Source organism: Halococcus sp. PRR34, from assembly GCF_028617175.1.
GTDB lineage: Archaea > Halobacteriota > Halobacteria > Halobacteriales > Halococcaceae > Halococcus > Halococcus salifodinae.
Genome location: NZ_JAQJDA010000006.1, coordinates 202,956 through 227,213, shown reverse-complemented (window position 1 = coordinate 227,213; position 24,258 = coordinate 202,956). Strand labels below are relative to the sequence as shown.

At 63.9% G+C, this 24,258-nt stretch carries 22 protein-coding genes; 16 read left to right on the top strand and 6 right to left on the bottom strand.

Annotated features, from left to right (window positions below; all coding sequences use genetic code 11):
- The first annotated feature begins 158 nt into the window (after positions 1–158).
- A complete protein-coding gene (locus PHA81_RS10240; protein WP_273836705.1) occupies positions 159–1,739 on the top strand; it encodes a S8 family peptidase in 1,581 nt (526 codons plus the stop codon).
- A gap of 27 nt (positions 1,740–1,766) precedes the next feature.
- Here the strand turns inward: PHA81_RS10240 and PHA81_RS10235 are convergent, their stop codons facing one another.
- The gene (locus tag PHA81_RS10235) at positions 1,767–2,321 is read right to left on the bottom strand and encodes a metal-dependent hydrolase (RefSeq protein WP_273836704.1); all 555 of its coding nucleotides are present in this window, start codon (positions 2,319–2,321) and stop codon (positions 1,767–1,769) included.
- Between the two features lie 236 nt (positions 2,322–2,557).
- Between PHA81_RS10235 and PHA81_RS10230 the strand changes: the two genes are divergently transcribed.
- Positions 2,558–2,788, top strand: coding sequence for a hypothetical protein (locus PHA81_RS10230; protein ID WP_273836703.1), 231 nt, complete (start codon positions 2,558–2,560; stop codon positions 2,786–2,788).
- 20 nt (positions 2,789–2,808) lie between these two features.
- Here the strand turns inward: PHA81_RS10230 and PHA81_RS10225 are convergent, their stop codons facing one another.
- Positions 2,809–3,591, bottom strand: a complete 783-nt coding sequence (locus PHA81_RS10225; protein WP_273836702.1) for an inositol monophosphatase — start codon at positions 3,589–3,591, stop codon at positions 2,809–2,811.
- Between the two features lie 402 nt (positions 3,592–3,993).
- Here PHA81_RS10225 and gcvT point away from each other — a divergent pair, with 402 nt between their 5' ends.
- The 5 genes from gcvT (at position 3,994) to nikR (ending at position 8,963) form a co-directional block, all read left to right on the top strand.
- Positions 3,994–5,112 (top strand): glycine cleavage system aminomethyltransferase GcvT, encoded by a 1,119-nt coding sequence (gene gcvT / locus PHA81_RS10220; protein ID WP_273836700.1) that lies wholly within the window; start codon positions 3,994–3,996, stop codon positions 5,110–5,112.
- Positions 5,109–5,492: a glycine cleavage system protein GcvH gene (gcvH, locus tag PHA81_RS10215; protein WP_273836698.1), complete on the top strand. Its 384-nt coding sequence runs from the start codon at positions 5,109–5,111 to the stop codon at positions 5,490–5,492. The genes gcvT and gcvH overlap by 4 nt, the downstream gene beginning before the upstream one ends.
- A 147-nt stretch (positions 5,493–5,639) precedes the next feature.
- The gene (gene gcvPA, locus PHA81_RS10210) at positions 5,640–6,998 is read left to right on the top strand and encodes an aminomethyl-transferring glycine dehydrogenase subunit GcvPA (RefSeq protein WP_273836697.1); all 1,359 of its coding nucleotides are present in this window, start codon (positions 5,640–5,642) and stop codon (positions 6,996–6,998) included.
- Positions 6,995–8,464 (top strand): aminomethyl-transferring glycine dehydrogenase subunit GcvPB, encoded by a 1,470-nt coding sequence (gcvPB, locus tag PHA81_RS10205; RefSeq protein ID WP_273836696.1) that lies wholly within the window; start codon positions 6,995–6,997, stop codon positions 8,462–8,464. The genes gcvPA and gcvPB overlap by 4 nt, the downstream gene beginning before the upstream one ends.
- 70 nt (positions 8,465–8,534) lie before the next feature.
- On the top strand, positions 8,535–8,963 hold the full coding sequence (gene nikR, locus PHA81_RS10200; RefSeq protein ID WP_005044052.1) for a nickel-responsive transcriptional regulator NikR: 429 nt from the start codon (positions 8,535–8,537) through the stop codon (positions 8,961–8,963).
- A 40-nt stretch (positions 8,964–9,003) separates the two neighbouring features.
- On the opposite strand, the gene PHA81_RS10195 is transcribed toward nikR, so the two are convergent.
- On the bottom strand, positions 9,004–9,726 hold the full coding sequence (locus PHA81_RS10195) for a sugar phosphate nucleotidyltransferase (protein ID WP_273836695.1): 723 nt from the start codon (positions 9,724–9,726) through the stop codon (positions 9,004–9,006).
- Between the two features lie 184 nt (positions 9,727–9,910).
- On the opposite strand from PHA81_RS10195, the gene PHA81_RS10190 reads away from it, so the two are divergent.
- Both PHA81_RS10190 and PHA81_RS10185 read left to right on the top strand, forming a co-directional pair.
- Positions 9,911–10,105 (top strand): hypothetical protein, encoded by a 195-nt coding sequence (locus PHA81_RS10190; RefSeq protein WP_005044058.1) that lies wholly within the window; start codon positions 9,911–9,913, stop codon positions 10,103–10,105.
- A gap of 313 nt (positions 10,106–10,418) precedes the next feature.
- Complete coding sequence (locus PHA81_RS10185; RefSeq protein WP_273836694.1) at positions 10,419–10,559, top strand: hypothetical protein; 141 nt, start codon at positions 10,419–10,421, stop codon at positions 10,557–10,559.
- Here PHA81_RS10185 and PHA81_RS10180 read toward each other — a convergent pair whose 3' ends face one another.
- Complete coding sequence (locus PHA81_RS10180) at positions 10,560–12,665, bottom strand: hypothetical protein (protein ID WP_273836693.1); 2,106 nt, start codon at positions 12,663–12,665, stop codon at positions 10,560–10,562.
- Between the two features lie 349 nt (positions 12,666–13,014).
- Here PHA81_RS10180 and PHA81_RS10175 point away from each other — a divergent pair, with 349 nt between their 5' ends.
- A complete protein-coding gene (locus tag PHA81_RS10175) occupies positions 13,015–14,181 on the top strand; it encodes a thiolase domain-containing protein (protein ID WP_080510316.1) in 1,167 nt (388 codons plus the stop codon).
- Positions 14,178–14,555 (top strand): zinc ribbon domain-containing protein, encoded by a 378-nt coding sequence (locus tag PHA81_RS10170; protein ID WP_005044065.1) that lies wholly within the window; start codon positions 14,178–14,180, stop codon positions 14,553–14,555. The genes PHA81_RS10175 and PHA81_RS10170 overlap by 4 nt, the downstream gene beginning before the upstream one ends.
- A 68-nt stretch (positions 14,556–14,623) precedes the next feature.
- On the opposite strand, the gene PHA81_RS10165 is transcribed toward PHA81_RS10170, so the two are convergent.
- Positions 14,624–15,700, bottom strand: a complete 1,077-nt coding sequence (locus tag PHA81_RS10165; protein ID WP_273836718.1) for a M20/M25/M40 family metallo-hydrolase — start codon at positions 15,698–15,700, stop codon at positions 14,624–14,626.
- A 55-nt stretch (positions 15,701–15,755) separates the two neighbouring features.
- Here PHA81_RS10165 and PHA81_RS10160 point away from each other — a divergent pair, with 55 nt between their 5' ends.
- The 5 genes from PHA81_RS10160 to PHA81_RS10140 all read left to right on the top strand — a co-directional run bounded on the left by PHA81_RS10160 (position 15,756) and on the right by PHA81_RS10140 (position 23,060).
- Positions 15,756–16,979, top strand: coding sequence for an MFS transporter (locus PHA81_RS10160; protein ID WP_273836692.1), 1,224 nt, complete (start codon positions 15,756–15,758; stop codon positions 16,977–16,979).
- Positions 16,980–17,340: 361 nt separating this feature from the next.
- Complete coding sequence (locus PHA81_RS10155; protein ID WP_273836691.1) at positions 17,341–17,937, top strand: HdeD family acid-resistance protein; 597 nt, start codon at positions 17,341–17,343, stop codon at positions 17,935–17,937.
- 246 nt (positions 17,938–18,183) lie between these two features.
- The gene (locus PHA81_RS10150; protein ID WP_273836690.1) at positions 18,184–19,299 is read left to right on the top strand and encodes a hypothetical protein; all 1,116 of its coding nucleotides are present in this window, start codon (positions 18,184–18,186) and stop codon (positions 19,297–19,299) included.
- A 457-nt stretch (positions 19,300–19,756) separates the two neighbouring features.
- Positions 19,757–22,075, top strand: a complete 2,319-nt coding sequence (locus tag PHA81_RS10145) for an arylsulfatase (protein WP_273836688.1) — start codon at positions 19,757–19,759, stop codon at positions 22,073–22,075.
- A gap of 100 nt (positions 22,076–22,175) precedes the next feature.
- Positions 22,176–23,060 carry a bile acid:sodium symporter gene (locus tag PHA81_RS10140; RefSeq protein ID WP_273836687.1) on the top strand — a complete coding sequence of 295 codons (885 nt, stop codon included), beginning with the start codon at positions 22,176–22,178 and terminating at the stop codon, positions 23,058–23,060.
- A gap of 95 nt (positions 23,061–23,155) precedes the next feature.
- Here PHA81_RS10140 and PHA81_RS10135 read toward each other — a convergent pair whose 3' ends face one another.
- Positions 23,156–24,109, bottom strand: a complete 954-nt coding sequence (locus PHA81_RS10135; RefSeq protein ID WP_273836686.1) for an HAD family hydrolase — start codon at positions 24,107–24,109, stop codon at positions 23,156–23,158.
- Between the last annotated feature and the right edge of the window lie 149 nt (positions 24,110–24,258).

Here is a 24,258-nt window from a genome sequence, read left to right as displayed (position 1 = left end):
GTTCGACCGGCGGGCGGCAAAGCCGTGACGGTGTCCGACCGACCGAAACGACGCCCTTGTTTTCTCTAGCCTATTTAATAATTCAACCGCTATAACGATTTGTTGCACAAGTATATGGGAACATTTAAGGAATGCTGTACTGATTGTAGGTCTGGACCATGGTTGAGAAACCCACTCCAGGTCGACGATCGTTCTTGAAAGCAATCGGTGCAGGAACACTGTTCGGCGGACTGAGCGGTGTTGCGTCCGCGACACCGGGTCGTCAGCCCGGCCCGAAGAAAGACGAAATCCTCGTCGGGGTGTCGGCGTCGGCAGCCGACATGGAAGGGGCGGTCACACAGGCCGTCCCCGGCAACGCGGAGGTCGTCCACCGAAACGAAAAGCTGAGCTACGTCGCGGTGAAGTTCCCGAGCCAGGCCGCCGATCGCGCGAAGGAGAACTTCATCGACGCGATCACGAAGAAAGATCACATCAAGTACGCCGAGCCGAACACGACCCACGAGGCGCTTTACCAGCCGAGCGATCCGCGCTTCGGCGACCAGTACGCACCGAAACAGGTCGAATCCGATCGGGCGTGGGACACCACGCTCGGCGACTCCGGGGTGACGATCGCGGTCGTCGACACGGGTGCGCAGTACGACCATCCCGACCTTCAGGCGAACTACAAGTCGAACCCCGGTCGGGACTTCGCCGACAACGACTCCGACCCGTATCCCGACGCCCCGAGCAGCGAGTACCACGGCACCCACGTCTCGGGCTGTGCGGCCGCCGTCGTCGACAACGGCACCGGAGTGGCTGGCCAGAGCAACTCCTCGCTCATCAACGGCCGTGCGCTCGACGAGGGGGGTTCGGGATCGACCGCGGATATCGCCGACGCCATCGAGTGGGCGGCCGACCAGGGGGCCGACATCATCAACCTCTCGCTCGGCGGTGGCGGGTACACGAGCACGATGAAAAACGCCGTGAGCTACGCGACCGACAACGGTTCGCTCGTGATCGCCGCCGCGGGCAACAACGGGTCGAGCTCGGTCAGCTACCCGGCAGCCTACAGCGAGTGCATGGCGATCTCCGCCGTCGACGACAACGAGCAATTGGCGAGCTTCAGCCAGTACGGCGAGAACGTCGAACTCTGTGCACCGGGCGTCGACGTCCTCTCGACCACCACCGAGGCCCGCGGCTCCTACGAGCGCCTCTCGGGCACGTCGATGGCGACCCCGGTGACCTCCGGCGTCGCCGGGCTCACGCTCGCGAAGTGGAACCTCACGAACCAGGAACTTCGATCGCACCTCAAAAACACCGCCGAGGACATCGGACTCTCGGCGAACGAGCAGGGTAGCGGCCAGGTCGACGCGCTCGCAGCCGTCACCACCGATCCAGCCGACGGCGGGGGCGGCGGTGGCGGTGGTGGTGGAGGCGGCGAGACCACGTCGGGCTCCGTCGACGGCAGCCTATCGAGCTACAGGGACGGCGACGACTACACGTGGTCGTGGACGTACTCCTCGCCGAGCCAGGTCGTCGTCGAACTCGATGGACCGACCAACGCCGACTTCGACCTCTACGTCAACACGGGTACGACCCGGAACGCCTCGCCGAACAGCTACGACTACGCCTCCCGGTCGACCAACAGCCAGGAGACGGTCACCATCGACACTCCCGACGACTCGGCGGCCATGCAGATCAACGTCGACTCGTACAGCGGCTCCGGTAACTACACCGTGACGATCACCGAGACGCAGTAAGCGATCGCTGCCGCCGATTTTTCCGCGTCAGGACGGCTGTGTGCGCCGGCTCTCTTCGTTCTGGTCGCTCCAGTAGTAGAACGCGACGTTGGCCGCGAGTCCGAGGACGAACAGTCCGATCGTCGCCCAGAACGACTGATAGAACAGCACGTCCATGTAGACGACCGGGCCATCGACCAGCGGCCAGAGCGGTTCGATCCGGGTCGAGGTGTCGGGTGCCGAAAGCATGTCGGCGAAGACGTGTGCGAGACTCGGCAGACCGACGGCGATTACGCCGAGCGCGGTCGCGTGGTCCGCCGCCTCGCGGGAGAACCACGTCGTCCCACCGAACAGTCGCTTGAGGAGCCAGCCGAGGATCGGCCCGAGGATCGCCGCGAACACGACGGCGGCGAGCACCGTATGAAACACCCCGTGGTGATGGATACCCTGGAAGCTAGAGAGCACGAGATCGACGTCGGGCAACATGCCGAACCAGAACCCCACGCCGACGAACACCGCCGCAGTGCGCCGGTCATCGATGAAGTACCACGCCGGAGCGAGCCAGAGCAATCCCATCCCGAGATGACCGAGAACGTCGACCATGCTCGTTCGGATGGTGATAACAGCAAAAACCTACTGCATGCTCTCGCCAGGAAAATCCCCGCGGAGCGGTCGTCTCGGGCCAAATAGTGGTCAGCCCTCCCACGGTGACTGGAAGTCGTTTCGAGTCCGAGCTTTCGCCGAAACGTCGAAGAACCGAGAACGAGGGCTCCAACCCGAGAAAAGGGTCGTCATCGGCAGGCCGCACACTCAAGTGACGAGGAGCCAAAGCGTAGTCCATGTCCGAGGACGATCCCCACGAGCGCGACGTCACGCTCGCGAAGGAAAAAGACGAGCCGGACGACGACGAGGCCGAGGACGCGGAGCAGGCCCGCGAGGCCGAAGCCGAGCGAAAGCGTGAGGAAGCCGCCGAGGGCGAGGTCGACACCGAATCCGAGAAACGCGAGAACGCCGCCCGCGAGGCCGAAAACCCCGACAACCATCGGGACGAGGAGCCGCACAGCAGCTAACCGACCTTTCGGCCGACCACTCACTCCCCAGCCGCCCGCTGCGCGGCCGCGAGCACTTCCTCGTGAGCCGCGCCGTTCGAAGCGACCAGTCCGCGGCTGTCGTGACGCCACGGCTCGCCATCGAGGTCGGTCACGGTGCCACCGGCGTTGTGGATCATGTGCGCGCCCGCGATCGTGTCCCACGGGTGCATCCGAACGGTGGTGATCGCGGCGTCGAGCGACCCGCTGGCGACCGCCGCGAGCGTCGCCTGAGCGCAGCCGAGCCGGCGGTAGTCGCCGAACCGTTCGGCGAGCACGTCCACTCCGGCGGTGTCCGCTGCGTCGTCGAGCAGGATCGGATCGACCACGAACGCGTCGGGGTCCTCGCGCGAACTCACGCGAACGGGGTCACCGTTCAGCGTGACGCGCTCCGCGCCCGCGAGATACGTGTCCGCAAGCGCCGGGAGGACCGTGGCTGCGGCGACCGGTTCGCCGTCGACGACGCTCGCGACACTCGTTCCCCAGATCCGGAGTCCGCGGACGAAGTTGTTCGTCCCGTCGATCGGGTCGACCACCCACGCCGGCCCCTCCTCGGGGATCGTCTTCGATGCACCTTCCTCTTCACCGATAACGGGGTCGTCGTACTCCTCGTGGATGGTCTCGACGACGCGACGCTGTGCGTCGCGGTCGATCTGGGTCACCACGTCGGTCTTGTCGGCCTTGGTCTCGACCGTGAGTTCCTCACGGAACGATTCGAGCGCGACTCGCGCGCCCGCGTCCGCCGCTCGTGCCACGAGATCGGCTCGTGCCTCGGTGTCGGTCATACGCCACCGTCTCGCCGCGCGGGCAAAAACCGTCGGGCGGATGGCGTTCGGCTGGACGAGTGATGACCGAACGAACCGATAGCGCCGTCGATTCGGTCCTCGTGGTGCTGTTCCGACCGAGCATGGTGGGTTCGTCTGATGGAACTCTGCACTCGTGCGGGACAAATGAGAACCGCAGGCCACGAGCCTCCCCAGCCGACTCCCTCGCTCCGTTCGCTCCGCTCACTCCGCTCAGTCATCCCTCGCGCGAGTCGCACCTTCGGTGCTCCCGCGCGCCAACCACAGCAGCCCACACGAGCCACAACCACCACTACCGCCACGTCATCACACCGAATCACCCTGCAGGATCGGACTCTCGCTCGAACTACCAAACCATTAGGCTGCGGGGGACGACACGCCGGCATGGCACTTCGAGAACCGCCGCTGGCCGCGGCCCACGACGCCCGCGGCGCACAGACGACCGAGTTCGGCGGCTGGGCGATGCCCGTCGAGTTCGATTCGATCCGTACGGAACACGAGAGCGTCCGCGAGTCCGCCGGCAAGTTCGACGTCTCGCACATGGGCGAGATCGAAGTCTCGGGGCCGGATGCCGCTGAACTGCTCGGGCGGCTCACGACCAACGACGTGAGCGCGCTCGATCCCGGCAACGCACAGTACGCGATGATCACCGACACCGAGGGCACGATCCTCGACGACACGGTGATCTACCGACTGCCCGAAACCCACGACGCCGACTTCCTGTTCGTCCCGAATGCGGGCCACGACGAGGAAATGGAAGACCGCTGGACGACCCACCGCGACGAGTGGGGGCTCGACGCGACGGTCGACAACCGCACCGAGGAATACGCGATGTTCGCGGTCCAGGGTCCCGACGCGGTCGATCTCGTCGCAAGCGCGGCCGACGACGCGAATGCAACCGCCGACGCGGACGAACCGCTCGCCGACCTCGGGCGGTTTTCGGCGACCGACGCCACCGTCGCCGATGTCGACTGCCTCGCGGCGCGCACGGGCTACACCGGCGAGGACGGCCTCGAACTGATCGTCCCGTGGGATGGAGCCGAAGCGGTTTGGGAAGCGTTCGACTGCCAGCCGTGTGGGCTCGGCGCGCGCGACACCCTCCGGATCGAGGCGGGATTCCTGCTCTCGGGCCAGGACTTCCACCACGAGGAGAACCCTCGCAACCCCTTCGAGGCCGACGTCGGCTTCGCCGTCGATCTCGACACCGAGTTCGTCGGCCGCGACGCGCTCGCCCAGGTTGCAGAATCGGGCCCCGACGAGCGCTTCGTCGGGTTCGAACTCGAAACCCGCGGCGTGCCTCGCCACGGCTACGACATCACCGACTCCGAGGGGACGACCATCGGCACGGTCACGAGCGGAACGATGAGTCCCACCCTCTCGACCCCGGTCGGGATGGGGTACGTTCCGACCGAGTACGCGGAGCCAGGGACCGCGGTTTCGGTCCGCGTCCGGGGAGAGCCGAAAGAGGCACGTACCCGGGCGCTCCCATTCCTCGAACGATGAGCTTCGAGATCCCCGACGAGTTGCGGTACATGGAGAGCCACGAGTGGGCCGACCGCGAGGACGGCACGGCACGCATCGGCATCTCCGACTTCGCCCAGGACGAACTCGGCGACATCGTGTTCGTGGAGTTCCCCGAGGAGGGCGAGGAAATCACCCACGACGAGGAGTTCGGCGTCGTCGAGTCCATCAAGGCAGTGTCCGATCTCTACTCGCCGGTTTCGGGTACCGTGACCGCGACCAACGACGCACTGCTCGACGCGCCCGAACTCGTCAACGACGACCCCTACGGCGAGGGATGGATGCTCGAAGTCGACCTCGACGACGCCGACGAACTCGACGACCTCCTCGACGCCGACGCGTACCGCGACCAGATCGAGTGATCGGCTCGGCAGTCTACCGTCCACGCGTGGTTTCGTCGCCACCGGCGCGAGATCAGCGCAGTCGATGCACGGTTCCGGCTCGAAACGGTGCAAACGATGGCCTGATATGGCCGCCACCGCAACATTTGTCAATGCCGTTCCAGTCCAGTGGAGGGCGGGTCCGTGAGTAGCGACGAGCACCGAGAGAACGGTCGCGGCAGCCCGTTCGCGCCGCATACGGCGGCCGAAACCACGGCGATGTTGGACGCGGTCGGCGTCGAGAGCGAGGACCACCTGTTCGACATTCCCGAGGAGATCGAGTTCGACGGGAGCTTCGACATCGAACCGCGGAGCGAGCGCGCGATCCGGGAGGAGATCGCGTCGATGCTCGGTCGTAACGAAGACCTCGTGGAGTTCCTCGGCCGGGGCCACTACGACCACTACGTCCCCTCGGCGGTCGACCACCTCGCCGACCGCTCGGAGTTTCTGACCTCCTACACCCAGTACCAGCCCGAGGTCGCCCAGGGGTTCCTCCAGGCACTCTTCGAGTACCAGTCGATGCTGGTCGAACTCACCGGACTGGAGGTGGCGAACTGCTCGATGTACGACGCCGCGACCGCGCTCGGCGAGGCCGCGACGCTCGCGGTCCGAGTGCGCGCGACGAGCGGCGATCGCGTGTTGGTCCCCGAACAGCTCCACGACGGCCGGCGCGCGGTGCTCGACAGCTACCTCGCCGGCACCGACGCCATCGTCGAAACCTACCCGATGGACGATGGGATCGTCGACCGTGACGCGCTCGCCGATGCGATCGACGAGGACTGCGTCATGGTCTACACCGAGAACCCCACCGTTCGCGGCACCATCGAGGAGGGTCTCGGGGCGATCGGCGAACTCACCGACGACCACGACGCACTCTTCTGTCTCGGTAGCGATCCCGTGGCGCTCTCCTTGCTCGAAGAGCCCGCGAGCGTGGGCGCCGACGTCGTGATCGGCGATGCCGCACTCGGGCTCGGTGCGGCCGACGGGATGGGGCTCGGGCTGTTCGCCACTCGCGAGGCGTTCCTCCGCCAGGTCCCCGGACGGCTGGTGGGTACGGGCGAGGACAGCGAGGAGCGGCGGGCGTACACCCTCACGCTCCAGACCAGAGAACAGCACATCCGGCGCGAGCGCGCGACCTCGAACATCTGCACCAACCAGGCGTGGGTCGCGCTCCGGGCCGCGATGCACGTCGCGTGGCTCGGACCCGATGGACTAACTGATCTCGCGAAGGAGAGCGTCACCCGCGCGAACGAGGTCGCCGAGCGGCTCGACGCGATCGACGGCGTCACGGCCCCGATCCACGACCGCCACCACTTCCGGGAGGTCGTCGCCCGCACCGATCGCGAGGCATCGGCCCTGAAAGAGGACCTCGAAGCCGAGGGGTACGCGATCCACGCGATCGACGATCACCTCGTGCAGGTCTGTGTGACTGAGACGAATGCCGACCGGATCGACGATCTCGTGGCGGCCGTGGAGGCGGTCGCATGAAATTTAATCAAGCCCGCTGGACGCGCGAGACACCCGAAGAAGGCGGCGAGGTCTACGAGCCGCTGCTCGTGGAGAAAAGCTCGCGTGCGGTCGAGACCGACGACGCACCGCTGCCCGACGATCTCACGCGGGACGGGATCGAACTCCCCGATCCTGCCGAGCCGGAGCTCGCACGCCACTACACCCGGCTCTCCCAGATGAACTACGGCGTCGAGAACGGTCCGTTCCCGCTCGGGAGCTGTACGATGAAGTACAACCCGTCGTTCACCGAGGACGTGGCGGCGCTTCCCGCGGCCGCCACCCACCCCGACCGATCGACCGACAGCGTTCAGGGGAACCTCGAACTCCGCCACAAACTCGCCGACTCCCTCGCGCGTATCGGCGGGATGGACGCCGTCACCCTCCAGCCGCCTGCCGGAGCCGCCGGCGAGTTCACGGGGATCTTGATCGCGAAGGCCTACCACGAGCAGAACGGCAACGACCGAAACGAGATCGTCGTCCCCGAGAGCGCGCACGGAACGAACTTCGCGAGCGCGGCGCTCGCGGGCTACGAGGTGGTCTCGCTCCCGAGCGCCGACGATGGACGAGTGGATGTCGACGCACTTCGGGCCGCGGTGAGCGACGACACGGCAGCGCTGATGCTCACCAACCCCAATACGTTGGGACTGTTCGAGCGCGACATCGAGGAGATCGCCGACATCGTTCACGACGCCGGTGGGCTGCTCTACTACGACGGCGCGAACCTGAACGCGCTCCTCGGCCGTGCTCGCCCCGGCGACATGGGGTTCGACGTGATGCACTACAACGTCCACAAGACGTTCGCGACGCCCCACGGCGGCGGCGGGCCAGGCGCGGGCCCGGTCGGCGTGGTCGAAGAGCTCGCGCCGTATCTCCCGACGCCCCAGGTCAGCGAGGTCGATTCGGACGAACCGGACGACGAGGAAGCGGCGAGCGACGATGCGAGCTACGAGCGATTCGAACCCGAGCACTCGATCGGGAAGGTCCACGGGTTCGCGGGCAACTGGCTCGTCCTCGTCAAGACCTATGCGTACATCGCGCGGCTCGGCGATCCTGGACTCAGGGACACGAGTGCGAAGGCCGTGCTGAACGCGAACTATCTCGCCAGCCAGATCGACTACGACATCCCCTTCGAACCGTTCCATCACGAATTCGTCGCGAGCGCCGACCGTGACGCAGCGAACGTCGCGAAACGGATGCTCGACTACGGGGTGCATCCGCCGACCACGAAGTGGCCCGAGATCGTCGACGAGGCGCTGATGACCGAACCCACCGAGTCCGAGAGCCGCGCCGCGCTCGATCACCTCGCGCGGGCGTTCGACCGGGCCGCGGCCGACGACGACGCGACCCTCGAAACCGCTCCGGAACGAACGGCAGCGCGCCGGATCGACCAGGCGAGCGCCGCCCGGAACCCGCGGCTGTCGTGGCACGCGCTCGACGACGAGTAGTTCACAATCGAATCGAGTGCGGCCCGATTCGTTGCTAACCTTTAGTATCGGCCCGGTCGTGGATTCACACATGACCGTCGTCAGCGTCTCGATGCCCGAAGAGCTCTTGGATCGGATCGACGAGTTCAGCGACGAACACGGCTACACCGGCCGGAGCGAGGTAGTCCGCGACGCCGCGCGCGAACTCCTCGGCGAGTTCGAGGACGCGCGGCTCGAAGACCGCGATCTCATGGCGGTCGTCACAGTCCTCTTCGACTACGAGACCACGAGCGTCGAGGAGCGGATGATGGGGCTTCGTCACGAGCACGAGGACCTCGTCGCGGCGAACTTCCACAGCCACGTCGGGAGCCACTACTGCATGGAGCTGTTCATCCTCGACGGCTCGCTCGAAGCCATCTCGGCGTTCGTCGGCAAGATCCGCGCGACCCGGGACACCCTCAGCGTGGACTACTCGGTGATGCCGGTCGACGACTTCACCGCGGCGGCTGTCGGGGACTGACGCCCACAGTGGCGGCTGGCTCTGCCGATGGTGGATTCGTCTACCCCGTCTCGTCGCGTAGTTTCCGATCGGTCCGTCGGAGCTCCGCCGGCGTGTTCACGTTGACCAGCCAGCCGTCACACCGGACGGCGGCGATGGTCGCGCCCGCCTCGATCCGGATGCGGATGGCGTCGCTCATCTCGTACTCGCCGCGCGGCGAGCGCTCGACCCGCCGACAGGCATCGAACAGCGCCGGCGTCGCCGTTTGAACGCTCGCGGCCACGAGGCTCGGATCGGGCGGGTCGTCGGGTTTCTGTCGACGCGCAACGATCTCGTCGCGCTCGTTCAGGACACAGACCATTTTCTCGCGCGCCGCTGCGGCCGAGACTTCCTCGACGAGGACGGTGCCGTCGATGCTGGGGTCGCGCTGGCGGTCGACCAGTTCCTTGAGGTCACAGCGAACGACGCTATCGCCGTCCATCAGCACGAACGGTCCGTCGACGTGGGCCTCGGCGGTCAGAAGCGCGTGGGCCATCCCCTCGCGCTCGCGTTGGTGGGTGTACGTGATCGGAACGCCCGCGAACGAATCGCCGTAGCGTTCGATGATGCGCTCGCCCTCGTAGCCGACCACCACGATCAGCGTCTCGACGCCGAGATCGACCAACTGCTCGAAACAGTGTTCGATTATCGGCTTCCCACCGACTTCGAGCACCGCCTTCGGCGTCTCGGCGGTGAGCGGACGGAGTCGCGTCCCCTCGCCCGCTGCGAGCACGACGGCCTTCATACGCCGGCGTGTGTCCGCTGCGGGCAAAGTCGTTGGGGCGAGCGTGATAGACGAGCACAGGCCGATCCGACGGTCGTCGGGGACAGCGTAGCGGTGGCCATCGACCGATCTCGGAACGACCCACGTGGTTGGTGTACCGACACGAGCAGTAATTTTATGTACTCTTAGCCACACCATCTATGGAATGAACTCGTGCCCGATCTGTGACGAGGGCGTTACCGAGGAGCGGCCCCGCCACCAGGTGATCCTCGAAATCGAGGACGAAACGCGCTCGACCAGCCAGTTCATGGGCGACGAGACGGGAATCAAGCGGGTGTCCATCGATCGGCAGCTCTGTGCCGACTGCTGGCAAGACCTCCGCGAGACGCTGTCGACGTAGCGCCCGATCGTCCCGCCCTCGGTCCGCTGCCCGCCGTTTCTTCTCCTTCAGCGCTAGTTTCGAAGCGTAACATCGGTGGCTAGCGCGACGAGCCTCCATCGCTGTTGTAATCGACGCTACTTCGATCGTATCTGGTAAGAACGAAATTACGGTGTCGGCTAACAGTGCTTTCAACGTCCACTGACGGTTGGTTTGTCCCAAATTCTCCCTACATCGTCTTTCTCACCGCTTAATACAGTAATAATATTTTTATTAGTAATATCGAATACCTTCGAAAATATTCATATTGAGTCCGCACATTGTGGGTAGTGTGATGTCCGACAACAACATCGACGTCCGATCCGAGCTCAAGAACCACCCGAAAATCCTCAGCGCGCTGTTCGGCCTGCTGGTCCTGCTGTCACAGGCAGGGACCGTGGCTGCCGGCAACAATGCTGGATGGGCCGGACCCTAATCAAAGATTATCAAAATTCATTCCAGTAGACCATAGTAGTTTCCCGTCCATCTTCACGGGTACGTTTTCGAGATTTAGAAATTCCTGTAGTTCATTTCCTGACAACTCCGAAAAAACAATCCTACCTGGTGACAGATGATATGTATCGTTTTCGATTAGCGGTATGACGATACTCCCGACTCCTCTTCGTGAGGTTGGGTATATTTCCATTTCAACACAGAATAATTCACTATTCCGTTCTATTTCCAGAAGATTCGGGTGAGCACCGGCTGGCTGCGCAATCGCAAGCCCACCATCACCGACCACGAGGTACTCGTCGCCCATGATGCTCTCGCCGCGAGCAATGTTGAGAGCAGACTGAAGCGGGAAGCCAGCATTGAGCAGGCGTGCGAGCGTCCGCCCCATCCGGACCGCCTCGGAGTTGAGTACGTCGGTGAGGGTGGCGATTCCGCCGATGGAGCCTGCCTCGATCAGCGCCATTCCCTGTCGGTAGGACTGGCAGGCGTTGAGCAGGAACGCGTCCACACCGACGGTGTCGAGGGTGTTCACGTCGAGAGCGCCGTTCGCACACTCGAAGCCGCCGTCGTCGACGTGGCCGATGTAATGGAGGAAGTCCGTCCGAGCCGAGAGCACGTCTTCGAGTTCGGCGGTCGTGAGATCGCGGTGAAGTGAGACGTCGAACGGCAGTTCGTCGCGGTCGCCGTAGACGTCCTCGATGAGGTCGCGCTCCTCGGCCATGTCGGCGTCGTTGCAGACCACCGTGATGTCGATGTCGCCGTCGACGGGCGTCCTGTCGAGGCGGTTCCGGTAGGCCTCGACCGAGGCCTTGCTCGCGCCGAGGGGCATCCCCGCCCCGACCCACGCCTCTTCGAGTGAATCGGTGGTCTCGGGACTCACGAACTCGAGGTCAGCGTCGGTGTTTGGGTCCGGGTTCGTGCTCCGCGTGGTGCTTGCAGTCGCGCTCGCTCCCCGAGTGAATCCCGCCTCTCGCCTGGCTGCCTCCACGCCGTCGTCGAACATCAGCGCGTTCGAACGTTCGACGGACTCCGTGCTCGCCGACCGAACAACTGCGAGATCGTCGACGACGAACGGGAGCGTTTCGACGCTCGTCGGCGTGGGTTCGACGTGGGAGGTGAGTTTCCACTCGGGGAGGTACTCCTCGATGGCCGCGAACGGCACGTCGAGGTACGCATCGAGCCGTTCGGCCAGCGGTCGATCGTAGAGCGCGGCGAAATCGAGACCGACGTCGGCCTCGACCGCTTCGCGCTCGTGGAGCGCCACGGGGTAGAGTCCCTCGGTCCGTGCGAGACAGTCGAGGAAGAACGTCTGCTTCAGCGTCCGTTCGACGGTCCGCTCGAAACCGCTTGGGCCGTCGAGCGAGTATTCGAGCCCGTGATCGGTCCGAATGCGGGGCTCGTCGCCGGGGCGAACGCGCGCGCCGAGGTAGTACGCCAGCGGGGCGACTACGAAGATCGAGCGGTACTCCGGCGGCACCTCGATCGTCACCCCCGTTTCGGGCGGTTCGAGCCCCGCGAGATCGAGTTCGTCACCGAGTTCGATCGTGGGTGGATGACCTCGAAGGGTGGGATAGGAGCGCTCGGGCGAGGTCGTCTTGAGCGCGGAGCCGAACGTCGAGATCGCGGCCATCAGGTCCTCGGGGTCGGTCGTGGCCGTGACCGTCGCGGCGGGGCGCTCGTGGTGTGAGCGCGCGCCCACCACGACCTCGGTCGCGTCGTCGAACTCGATCGTCATTCCCTCGATGTCGGCGCGCACCGAGACGGTGCTCTCGACCCGGCAGTAGAGCTTGATCGGCGCGCTCAGCTCGATCGTGTACTTGCCGTGTGGCAGCTCCTCACTCGCGAAGTGCTCGGCCTGGGCCACGATGGCCCCCGACTCGTCACGAGCGTGGACCGAGATCACGCTCGGCAGCGAAATGGCCGACGTCCGGATCGCGACCGCGTTCTCGACCGGGAACCGAAACCGATCGGTGTCGGCCGGTCGCGGCGCGACCGACTCCGGCGTCGTCAGCGCGTACCGATGGCGCTCTATCGAGTCCACCACCGCGATACCCGCGCCGCCGTCGACCGGTTCGAACGACGGGTTCATCCGCGATCCCCGCTCTGGGTCGGGCGTCCGTTGGCCATGTCTACGGTACTATCTATAGCCAACGCGCTCTAAAGTAAAAACCTATGGATGGTAGATCATCATATTTCCCGTCTCTGTATGTCTTCGATTCGCTGGCGGCGATGGGTGTGAAACGGACTGCTCACGACGGCCGAATGGGTCGATGGTGCAGCCGTGGTTGGTGTCGACATGGAACACTAATTAGCCGCTGGGGCTCCGTGCCGACCCATGGACGATCCGAGTACTACCCGTAGATTCGAATCCAAGCGCCGCTAAGCACGCGGCTGCCGACATCACAACCCTGATGGACGATGGTGTCGTACACCAGTTCATGGCACGAGCTTCCATCGTCGGTGCGGGAATGACGAAGTTCGGCGTTCACGAACGGCCGTTGCCGGACCTGTTCGCCGATGCCGCGTTCGACGCGTTCGACGATTCGGGGATCGAGCCGCCCGAAATCGAGGCGCTCTACTTCGGTAACGCGATGGGTGGGATGACCGAAAACGATACTCACCTCGCGCCGACGCTCGCCTCGCACATCGGCTGTACGGGCGTTCCCGCCCAGCGCTTCGAGGACGCGTGTGCCACCTCGGCGACCGCGTTCAAGCACGCGGTCGAGGCGGTCGAGTCCGGCCGTCACGACGTGGTGCTCGCCGGTGGCGTCGAACGCTGCACGCCCGAGACCGGACTCGACACCGGTGCGATGACGAAGGTGTTCGTCAGCGCCGCCCACCGCCAGTACGAACAGCCCGCCGGCCTCACCTTCCCTGGCGTGTTCGCGCTGCTCACGAAACGCCACATGCACGAGTACGGTACTACCGAGGAGCATCTCGCCGAGGTCGCGGTCAAGAACCACTACAACGGGACGCTCAATCCGCGCGCGCATTTCGGCCGCGAGACCAGTGTCGAAAAGGTGCTCGACTCGCCGATCGTCGCCGACCCGTTTCATCTGATGGACTGCTGTCCGTTCTCGGACGGTGCGTCGGCGGTCGTGGTCGCCAGCGAGGAGGCCGCCGAGAGCTTCGAGAACCCGGTCGATGTGGCGGGCGTGGGCCATGCGACCGACGTGGTGCCGCTCGCGGACAAGGACGATCTCCCGGCGACCCAGGCCGCCCGCGATGCGGCGAGCCAGGCGTACGAGCAGGCGAACACGACCGCCGATGCGATCGATTTCGCGGAGATCCACGACTGCTTTACGGGGGCTGAAGTGATGGCGACCGAGGCACTCGGACTCTTCGAGGACGGTGCGGGTGGCCCGGCAGCGGCGGCGGGGCGGACCGCCCTGGATGGCGACGTACCCGTAAACCCCTCCGGTGGACTGAAGGCGAAGGGTCACCCTCTCGGAGCGACCGGCACCGCACAGCTGGTCGAACTCACCGAACAGCTCCGCGGCGAGGCCGGCGATCGCCAGCTCGACGATCCCGAGCGCGCGGTCGCGCACAATCTGGGTGGCGACGCCGCGACCACCGTCGTCACGGTGATGGAGGCACGGCGATGAGCGGTCCCGAACCGAGCGCCGACCGGCTCGATTACGTCGAGTGGGCAGACCGTCTCCGCGACGGCGAACTCCTCGGCCAGGAATGTGCGGAGTGTGGCCACACGACCGCGGCCCCGAAAGCCGCGTGTGCGAAGTGCGGTTCGCGGACGATCGCCACCGTCACGCTGCCGACGACCGGCACCGTCCACTCCGAAACCACGATCGCGGTTGCACCCGAAGGATTCGAGGGCGAGTACCAGGTCGCCGTGGTTCGGCTCGGCGACGCCAAGATCCTCGGCCGGATCGACGGCACGATCGACATCGGCGATCGCGTCTCGTTCACCGACGTCGTGACTGCGGACGACCACCCGGCTCCCGTTTTCACCCCGGTCTGACGGCCAAGCGACGGTTCCACAGCTCGCTGCGTTTTCTGCCGTGTGATGAACTGGAACGGCGAGCGAGTTCAGAGCGTGTAGTCGTGCGTGCCGGTCTCGGTTTCGAGAAACGCCGTCAGAAGCGAGATCGTCGCTTCGATGTCGGCGTGGTGAGCGCTCTCGGTCACGGTGTGGAGATACCGGGTCGGGATCGAGAGCGCGCCGACCGGCGTCGCGCCGTTCGTGTTCTGAAAGCCCGCGGTGTCCGTCCCGCCCGCGGGCAGGATCTCGCGCTGGTGATCGATTCCACGGTCGGCGGCGAGATCCTGGAGTCGTCGGTGGACCTTGGGGGTCGTGATCACGCTCGAATCCTTCAGCTTGATCGCCGTGCCCGCGCCGAGTTCCGTGACGTGTTCGGCCTCGTCGAAGCCTGGGACATCGTTCGCGACGGTGACGTCGAGCGCGACCGCGAGATCGGGATCGAGATCGACGCCGAGGGCCTGCGCGCCACGGATCCCGACCTCCTCCTGGACCGTGGCCGCGAAATGCACGGTGACGTCGGGATCGTCGAGGCGACGGGCGGCTTCGAGCATCGCGAACACGCAGACCCGATCGTCGAGCGCCTTCCCCGTGATGTGCTCGCCGAGGCTCTCGGTCGTCTGCTCCATCGTCACGAGGTCGCCGGGCGTGACGCGTTCGTTCGCCGTCTCGCCGTCGAGACCCAGATCGACGTGGACGTTTTCTACTGTGGGCTCGGATTCGTCGTCGTCCTGCGTGTGGGGGGTGGTCGAGCCAATGACACCACGGAGATCGCCGTTGTCGGTGTGGATCCGGACTCGCTGGGCGCGGAGCACGCGGGGGTCCCAGCCGCCGAGTGCGTCGAGCCGGAGGAACCCGTCGTCGGTGACGTGACGTACCATGAACCCGATCTCGTCCATGTGGGCCGCGATCACCACCGAGTAGTCGCCGTCGCCGACGGTGCCGACGACGTTCCCCATTGCGTCGGTGTGAACTTCGTCGGTCGCGTCGTCGAGTTCACGCTCCACGATCTCTCGAATCGCGTCCTCGTACCCCGGGACGCCGGATTCCTCCGTTAGCTCCGTGAGAAGGTCGAGATCGAAGGCGTAGTCTGGATTCACGCCCACAGCGTGTGGCTCGGTACGCATATACTGTCGGGCAGCGGCAGCCCCGACCGCTCCGACCCCCTCGATCCCAACCGCTATGATCCTCACGACCCTACTCGGAGCACGCGTGAACACCGATCGTGTGGTGCTGGCGACGATGATCTTCGCGGTGCTGTTCGGGCAGGTGGCGCTCTACCCCGGCGTCCCGGAGCTCGTGGCAGCGCTCGGTGCAACCACGACGCTCGACGCGAGCACGTGGTTTCTCGCCGCCGAGTACGCCGGCTTCGTGCTCTTCGCTGGCGTCTGGGGTGCGCTGAGTGACGCCACGGGTCGGCGGGTCCCCTTCATCGTCGCGGGCGCGCTCGGCGGCGTCGTGAGCTACGCGGCGTTGATCGGTCTCGCCGCAGTCGCCGGGATCGGGTTCGGCACGATGCTCGTCCTCCGCTTCGTCGAGGGGAGCTTCACCATCGCGGCGTTCTCGCTCTCGATCACGATGCTGATGGATCTGGAGGGTGGCCACGGCCGGAACATGGGCGCGGCGGGCATCGCCATCGGCTCCGGGACGGCACTCGGCGCACCGCTCGGCGGCCAGCTCTCGTCGATCGGGCCGCTCGTGCCGATCGCCGTCGCCGCCGGCCTCCTCTGTGTCGTTGCGCTGCTGGCGACGCGGGTGACCGACAGAGTTCCCGAGAGCCAGCGCGGCGGTCTCGGGGCCGCGATCACCGGGCTCACCGAACGGCCCGCACTCGGCCTCCCCTACGCCTTCGGCTTCGCCGACCGCTTCACGGCGGGCTTTTTCGCGCTCGTCGGCACGCTCTACTTCCGACAGACGTTCGAGCTCGACGCGGGCGCGGCAGGTCTCGTGCTCGGACTGTTCTTCGCGCCGTTCGCGCTCGGCCAGTACCCGATGGGACGGCTCTCGGACCGCATCGGCCGTCTCCTCCCGGTCGTTGCGGGATCGGTGCTCTATGGGGCTTCGATCCTCGCGGTCTATCTCGCCCCCACGATCGAGATCGCGAGCGCGACGATGATTTTGCTCGGGATCGCCGGCGCGCTCGTCGCTCCGGCCACGATGGCGCTCGTCACGGACCTCGCTCCCGACGACCGGGGGACGGCGATGGGCGGGTTCAACGTCTTCGGCAGTCTCGGCTTCCTCGTGGGCACCGTCGGCGGCGGCGTGATCGCCGACAGCGTCGGCTTCGGCGCGGCCTTTCTCGCCGCCGCCGCGCTCGAAGCCGGGATCGTCCTCGTTGCGCTCCCGCTGCTCGTCCGTCTCGACATCCCCCGAGCGACGCTGTTCGGCGATCGAGAGTCGACCTGACGACGACTTCCACCTGTCGGCGGCTGTCTCGACACCTCGCCGCGAATTTCTCAACACCTGATGTCGGCTCGGTTGCCGATTGATGCATCCATCCGGCATTCATTTCGTCTATTTCGCAGTCATGATGATGGCTGGTGATTTGTTTCGAACCAATGGCGAGCTTCACTGCCGGATCAACGAGACATCAGACAACCGTTCGTTCCACGCGCGCCAGAGCGTCGATTGATTCGGGTGTATCTCGAAACCGAGATCATCGAAACCACTCAGTAGTGAAGCCCAGATTGTCTTTTCTTTGACTTATCATGAAATAATCAACATAGTTTATGTCTGTGGACGTTGTATGACAGGTCGAGATAAGAACATGAGTACAGAATCTAAAACCAATGAGAACAACCTACCAATCACCGAAAGCTGGCGAGTATTAGCAGGCATTGGAGTCCTTGTTTCAGTGTTCGGAATCATCGCGATCTTCTCACCGCTTGTGAGCGGGATTGCACTCTCGCCGATACTCGGTGTGTTGCTCGTCGCTGGTGGAATCGGACATGGCATTCACGTCTTTTCTGCCCGAGAATGGAAGGGCTTCATCTGGCAGGCCCTGCTCGCGGTAATCTATATCGTCAGTGGCGTCACATTGATCGTGAACCCGGTGATTGGACTCTTGACCCTCACGCTCCTCTTGGCAGCGTTCTTCTTCGTTGAGGGTGCCGTCGGGATCGTGATGGCGTTACGACTCCGTCCGGTGTCGGGGTGGGGCTGGCTGCTCGCCAGCGGCGTCATCGGCGTCATTGCTGGCGCACTGGTCTGGACCGGTTGGCCGATAACTGCGCTGTGGGTGGTCGGTCTCGTCTTCGGGATCAAACTACTCAGCACGGGTGCGGCAATGATCATGTTGGCCATCGGTAGCCGCAAAGCCGCACGCGACACCACCTCGTCCGGTAGCACTCCTCGCGGTGCCTGAACTGCGAGCAAGCTTTCAAGTCTTGGAGCGCGTCGGCTGGAAATACTTGATAATGGTTCAAAAGATCTGCTTTTGTATTTTGGAGTCGAATTCTCGCTTTGTCCATGGACGATCCACCTTGGCCCTCGCTCTGATCAAGGGGGGAGGACTGTGGTCGTAATTACCCTTCTCGTGCTCGCAACGCTGATCGGACTGTCCGTGGTCCTCTATTCGAGTCGCGTCCAGAATTCGGGACGCTACCAGGCCATGGTCCTCCCACTCGGCGATATCATGGACATCGGGTTCGTTGCGATGACGCCGATAATCGTGGGCATCACCGGAATCGATTCGCCGCTAACGATGGCCGGTCTCTGCACACTTGGCTACGCAACAGGGTGGGTCATGCGGTACAATATCCGGTATTTCGAGCCCGTTTCTACCGAGAAAGGAATTCTACGTAACTTGTCGAATACTTCTCAGGGAGCATTGATTGTGGCGTCCGTCGTGAACGTTGCCTATTATCTACAGCTAATGGGTGGTGTCGTCATTTTCATCGCCGTCGCCCCGTTTAATTTCGATGGTGGCGCTCTGTCCGGATCGGGAATTGCTGTCGCGGTACTCGTCGCTCTCGGTCTGATCGGCTTTCTCCGCGGTCTGGACAAATTCAACGAGTTGAGTGAGCGGACGACAGCCTTCAACCTCGCAGCTGTCTCTGCGATTATCATTGGATTCGCCGCGTACAACCTACAAGTAGCCGTAGCAGGGAACTGGGTGCTTCCCGACAACAACCCTCCGCTGACCACCCAAGGCGCACGACAGATTCTCGGGTTCTTCGCCCTCGTCCAAGGTTTCGAGGCCTCGCGGTACATCGGTCGAGAATACAGTGCGGAACGGCGTATTCGGACGATGCGAGACGCGCAGATCGTCGCTACGGTCGCATTCGTTCTCTTTCCTGCGGCAGCCCTTCTCCTCTTCGCTCAGGTTCGTCCGAATCTGGGGCCGACCGCGGTCGTTCAGATCGGTGCGGTGGCGAGCCCCGTCCTTCCGTTGCTCATACTGGCCTTAGCGATCGGCAGTCAGGCATCCGCCGCGATTACCACGATTTCCTCGCGCTCCGATGTCCTCTTGGACCTCTCGAACGAGGCGATTCCACGGCGTCTCACCTTCCCGATTCTTGCCGCGGGAGCAATCGCCGTCGTGCTGGTCACCGACGTGCTCACGGCTGTCGCAACCGCTTCACGGGTATTTGCGGTATTCTTCACGCTACAGTGTCTGATCGCGCTGATTCTCGCAAGCCGTCACGAACACTGGAAACAGGCCGTAGGCATCATCCTGGTCGGCTTGGCGATGGTTGTCATCGCGATATTTGGGCTCTCCACCTGAGTTGCGCCTCACGTCTGTTGGATCTCGTTATGAACGTGAGATTAACGTTTATCACTGAAAAATCAGTATTGGATCAGTTGAATCTCGTCGCCGCGCGACATCGAATAATTTAGCATTTTAATCATGTGTCAGAGTCCTCTCAGCCAACATACGATCGTCGAGCGCTTGATTCAGACGCTAATGGTTGCTGTAGAAGACGAGGGCAGCGCGTCAGCGCGTAGCGTTGACAAGCCACTGTCTTCGTTCGACGACAGCGGGCTCCTCGATCACCTCGACTGTTCGAATCCTCATACCAGAATTATTTCAATTTTGGCAAAAGTTATTGTCATTCAAGGTGTGTTATCGATACACTCCCGGGATCGGGGGCAGCGAACCGTGAATGAATGAGCGCTCTATGGTCTGAACGAACACACGACTCGGTTCGAGGCTCGGTCGGCGGGGGCAATGGGGAGCTACAATGGCAGATCAAGAATTTCACGGCCAAATCGGCCGTACGTACAACGAATCCGAACCGTGGTGGCCCGAAGAGACCCGGGCACCTGAAGACGCCCCGAACGTCTTGATGATCGTCCTTGACGACGTTGGATTCGGCCAGCTGGGCTGTTATGGCGGACTGATCGACACGCCGAACATCGACAGATTGGCCGAGAACGGTCTCCAGTACAACAACTTCCACACCACGGCGATCTGCTCACCGACCAGGAGCTGCCTGATGACCGGGCGGAACCACCACTCGAACGGAATGGCCGGAATCACTGAAATCACGACCGGGTTTCCGGGGTACGACGGTCACATTCCCCACGAGAACGGCTTCCTTCCGGAGATGCTCGGTGAACAGGGCTACAGCACCCACGCGCTCGGCAAGTGGCACCTCTCGCCCGTCGAGGCCAACAGCGCCGCCGGTCCGTACGACGAGTGGCCGCTCGGGCGCGGATTCGAGCGCTTCTACGGGTTCCTCGGCGCTGACTCCGACCAGTACACGCCGCCGCTCATCTACGACAATCACCAAGTCGAACCACCGGCGACGCCCGAGGAGGGGTATCACTTCACCGAGGACATCGCCGCCCGTGGCATCGAGTTCATGACCGACGCGAAACAGGTCAACCCGGACAAACCTCTCTTCACGTACTTCTGTCCCGGCGCGTGTCACGCGCCCCACCAGGTCCCACAGGAGTGGGCCGACAAGTACGAGGGCGAGTTCGACATGGGCTGGGACGAAGCCCGTGAGCAGATCCTCGAACGCCAGAAGGAGATGGGTGTGGTGCCGGAAAACACGGATCTCTCGCCACAGAACGAAGACGTTCGAGAGTGGGACTCCCTGTCGGAGGACGAACACCGCCTTTACTCCCGGATGATGGAGGTGTTCGCGGGCTTTCTCGAACACACCGACCACCAGATCGGGAAACTCCTCGACTTCCTCGACGAGCTCGGCGAACTCGACGACACGCTCGTGATGCTCGTCTCGGACAACGGAGCCAGCCCCGAAGGCGGCCCCACGGGATCGCTCAACGAGAATCGCTTCTTCAACAACATCGAGGAGAACGTCGAGGACAATCTCGACGCGATCGACGACCTCGGTGGTCCGGAGTACTACAACCACTACCCGTGGGGATGGACGTGGGCGGGGAACACGCCATTCCGACGCTGGAAGCGCGAGACGTATCGCGGCGGCGCGAGCGACCCGATGGTCGTCCACTGGCCGAACGGCATCGACGCCGAGGGGGAAATGCGCGATCAGTTTGTCCACGCCATCGACCTCGTGCCGACGATCCTGGAATCGATCGGGATCGAGGCCCCCGACGAGATCAAAGGCTACTCGCAGTCGCCCATCGAGGGCACGAGTTTCGCGTACTCGTTCGACGACCCCGACGCGCCGGAACAGCACACCACCCAGTACTTCGAGATGCTCGCGACGCGCGCGATCTACCACGACGGCTGGCGCGCCGTCCATCCCTGGCCGCTGGACGAACCGATCAGCGCGGAGGACCTCTCGGCCAGCAGTCTGGAGGACTCCGGCTGGGAACTGTATCACGTCGCCGAGGACTTCTCGGAAGCCCACGACGTCAGCGACGAACACCCCGAGAAACTGCTCGAACTCATCCAACTGTGGTGGTCTGAAGCCGGAAAGCACAACGTGTTGCCGCTCGACAGCCGCGGCGTGGCACGGCTCGCCGAACCGCGCCCCCAACCCGGCAAGCCCCGCGACAGGTACGTCTACCACCCCAGCGAACAGCACGTCCCCGAGAACGCGGCCGCCAAAGTGCTGAACCGCGACCACAGCATCACCGCCGATCTGTCGATTCCGGCCAGTGGGGCCGAGGGCGTCCTGCTCGCTCACGGCGCTCGCTCGGGTGGCTACTCGCTGTTCATCGAGGACGGTCGGCTCCACTACGTCCACAACTACGTGGGCGTCGAGGAGTACGAGGTCGTCGCCGACGAGCGAGTTCCCGAGGGCGGCGTCTCGGTTAGCATGGAACTCGAGACGACCGGCGAGCCCGATGCCCAGAACGGGAAGGGCGCACCGGCGACAGTCCGCCTCTACTACGGCGACGAACAGGTGGGCGAGGGTGATCTGCCGACGACGATCCCCATCAGCATCAGTATCGTTGCTGGACTGAGCTGTGGACGAGACGCCGTCAACGCCGTCAGCGACGAGTACCGGGACCGATCACCGTTCGCGTTCACCGGCGACATCGATCGCGTGACCGTCGACGTCAGCGGCGAACCGTTCGTCCATCACGAGGCCGAGATGGACCGCATCCTGGCGCGGGAGTGATGCGAACGAGCGTCCGGGAGTCCGCTCGCCCGATGGCCTCCGTGCGCCCCCGTCCGTCGGTCGGGGGGTCAGTCACGGGCTCGACACGAGAGGATTCACCGTGGCGGTAGTCCTCGAATCCCTCGCGCGGCTGTCGGTGCTGGTCTTCGTCGTGACGAGCATGCTTGCGATGGGGCTGAACCTGACGGTTGCACAGATCCTCGCCCCCTTGCGAGACCTGCGCCGAGTCGCGACGGCGCTTTTGGCGAACTTCGTTCTCGTGCCTGTCCTCGCCTACGCCATTCTCGTCGTGATTCCCCTTTCGCAGGCCCAGTCCATCGGACTGATACTGCTGGCGACCGCGGCCGGTGCCCCGTTTCTGCCCAAGCTCGTGGAGACCGCAAAGGGCAACCTCGCCTTCGGCGTCGGGCTGATGGTCCTGTTGATGGTAGTCACCGTCGCGTACGTCCCGGTGGTGCTCCCGCTGTTGCTGCCCGGTGTCGAGGTCGTTCCCCTCGACATCGCGAGTTCGCTCGTGGTCTTGATGCTCATCCCGCTCGCCATCGGTCTGGTTGTCAAGGCTCGCTACTCGGACGTGGCCGACTCCGTCCAGCCTGCAGTCAACCAGACGTCGAGTACGGCGCTGATCCTTCTGGTCGTCCTGATGCTAGTCCTGAACTTTCAGACGGTTCTGAGCGTGATCGGGACCGGCGTGATCCTCGCCCTGCTGTTGTTCATCGTCGCCTCGTTCGCCATCGGGTGGGCGCTGGGTGGGACGGAGGTCGACAATCGGTCGGTGATGAGTCTCGGGACGGCCCAACGCAACGTCTCGGCCGCGCTGGTCGTCGGCGCGCAGAACTTTGCTGACCCGAACGTGCTCGTCGTGCTGATCGTCGGCGCAATGTTGATGCTGGTCGTCCTGTTACCGCTCGGTGGCGAACTCGGCCGACGCACTGCTCCGAGCACCGAGAGCCCGGAGCGTGAGAGAATGACTGTCGAAGACTGAACCGACTGACCACACGACTGTTCGTTGTTCGGTCTTGTCGCTCCAATCCTTCTCGTGGTTCAGCGAGAGTCCCGTCGTTCACGGCACAGGGGATCTCACGATTCGAAAGCGAAAACCTGGTTCCAGTCGTCTTTCATGCTCGCAACGATCCAATCTTTCTCCTCGGCCGTTTCCATCAGCGACGGGGGAAATGCGCCGAGCATGGGGTCCGCCAGTCCTTTGGCCGAACCGTACGCATACTCGCGCTCGTCGTCGTCGTGGAACAGCAACATCATCAACCGCGGACCGCTGCCCGCACCGGTCCATTCGAGCATCTCGCGGTCTCCGGTGGAGTTACCGAACGCCGCGATCGGCCGCCTGCCGATGAACTTGTGGATGCCGATCGGCTTGCCGGCCTCGTCGTCGATGAAATCGATCTCGGGCAAGCGCATCAACACCGGTTCGCCGTCGCGGACCTCATAGCGGGTCTCGATCGTCGATCCCACCACTTCCTCGGGTGGAACCCCGTAGGCCGCCTCGGTCATCGGCCGCATGAACTCGACGCCACCGCCGGAGAAAATGTATGTCTTGAACTCGTTGGCCCGCAAAAACGCGAGCAGCTCGACCATCGGCTGATAGACCAATTCGGTGTAGCGCCGCTCGAAGCGTGGATGGCGCGCCTCGTCCTGCCAGTCGGTCACGATCTCCTCGAACTCGGCCGTGCTCATGCCAGCGTGCGAGGCCACGATCAGTTCGATCAGTCCTTTCTTCCCCCCCGCCGCCAACGCCTCGAGATCGTCGTCAAGCACCGCTTTGAATGGCTGTGTGGTCTTCCACTCCGGGTGCTGGGGTGCCAGCGCTTTGATCCGGTCCATCGCGAAGGCGAGTTGGGTGTACGTCGGCTGCTCCACCCACAGCGTGCCGTCGTTGTCGAACGTGGCGATGCGTTCGGCGGGCGGCACGAAATCGGGGGAGTCCGTCGTCGTCACCTTCTCCACGAACGTGAGGATGGACTGTTTGGCTTCGCTGTCATTCCAAGACGGAAGCGGACGTGTAGACTGATCGTTCATCTCGTTCGGTTACTGGTTCCGAAAGTTAATAATCACGCTCGATTTGTTTCGAACTAGTTATGGTGGAATGAAATACTTCTGATTCGGATTCGATACGTGGATCAGCACCCTTTCACGCCTCATCGCTGATATTGTACACTAGATAATTG

What these genes read in the sequence shown, in the direction of transcription:
- PHA81_RS10185 (WP_273836694.1), top strand. Translation starts at nt 10,419, where the DNA reads ATGTCCGACAACAACATCGACGTCCGATCCGAGCTCAAGAACCACCCG.
- PHA81_RS10190 (WP_005044058.1), top strand. Translation starts at nt 9,911, where the DNA reads ATGAACTCGTGCCCGATCTGTGACGAGGGCGTTACCGAGGAGCGGCCC.
- PHA81_RS10195 (WP_273836695.1), bottom strand. Translation starts at nt 9,726, where the DNA reads ATGAAGGCCGTCGTGCTCGCAGCGGGCGAGGGGACGCGACTCCGTCCG.
- PHA81_RS10240 (WP_273836705.1), top strand. Translation starts at nt 159, where the DNA reads ATGGTTGAGAAACCCACTCCAGGTCGACGATCGTTCTTGAAAGCAATC.
- PHA81_RS10180 (WP_273836693.1), bottom strand. Translation starts at nt 12,665, where the DNA reads ATGAACCCGTCGTTCGAACCGGTCGACGGCGGCGCGGGTATCGCGGTG.
- gcvH (WP_273836698.1), top strand. Translation starts at nt 5,109, where the DNA reads ATGAGCTTCGAGATCCCCGACGAGTTGCGGTACATGGAGAGCCACGAG.
- PHA81_RS10165 (WP_273836718.1), bottom strand. Translation starts at nt 15,700, where the DNA reads ATGCGTACCGAGCCACACGCTGTGGGCGTGAATCCAGACTACGCCTTC.
- gcvPB (WP_273836696.1), top strand. Translation starts at nt 6,995, where the DNA reads ATGAAATTTAATCAAGCCCGCTGGACGCGCGAGACACCCGAAGAAGGC.
- PHA81_RS10225 (WP_273836702.1), bottom strand. Translation starts at nt 3,591, where the DNA reads ATGACCGACACCGAGGCACGAGCCGATCTCGTGGCACGAGCGGCGGAC.
- PHA81_RS10145 (WP_273836688.1), top strand. Translation starts at nt 19,757, where the DNA reads ATGGCAGATCAAGAATTTCACGGCCAAATCGGCCGTACGTACAACGAA.
- PHA81_RS10150 (WP_273836690.1), top strand. Translation starts at nt 18,184, where the DNA reads ATGGTCCTCCCACTCGGCGATATCATGGACATCGGGTTCGTTGCGATG.
- PHA81_RS10175 (WP_080510316.1), top strand. Translation starts at nt 13,015, where the DNA reads ATGGCACGAGCTTCCATCGTCGGTGCGGGAATGACGAAGTTCGGCGTT.
- gcvT (WP_273836700.1), top strand. Translation starts at nt 3,994, where the DNA reads ATGGCACTTCGAGAACCGCCGCTGGCCGCGGCCCACGACGCCCGCGGC.
- PHA81_RS10135 (WP_273836686.1), bottom strand. Translation starts at nt 24,109, where the DNA reads ATGAACGATCAGTCTACACGTCCGCTTCCGTCTTGGAATGACAGCGAA.
- PHA81_RS10170 (WP_005044065.1), top strand. Translation starts at nt 14,178, where the DNA reads ATGAGCGGTCCCGAACCGAGCGCCGACCGGCTCGATTACGTCGAGTGG.
- PHA81_RS10230 (WP_273836703.1), top strand. Translation starts at nt 2,558, where the DNA reads ATGTCCGAGGACGATCCCCACGAGCGCGACGTCACGCTCGCGAAGGAA.
- PHA81_RS10155 (WP_273836691.1), top strand. Translation starts at nt 17,341, where the DNA reads ATGAGTACAGAATCTAAAACCAATGAGAACAACCTACCAATCACCGAA.
- PHA81_RS10235 (WP_273836704.1), bottom strand. Translation starts at nt 2,321, where the DNA reads ATGGTCGACGTTCTCGGTCATCTCGGGATGGGATTGCTCTGGCTCGCT.
- nikR (WP_005044052.1), top strand. Translation starts at nt 8,535, where the DNA reads ATGACCGTCGTCAGCGTCTCGATGCCCGAAGAGCTCTTGGATCGGATC.
- PHA81_RS10160 (WP_273836692.1), top strand. Translation starts at nt 15,756, where the DNA reads ATGATCCTCACGACCCTACTCGGAGCACGCGTGAACACCGATCGTGTG.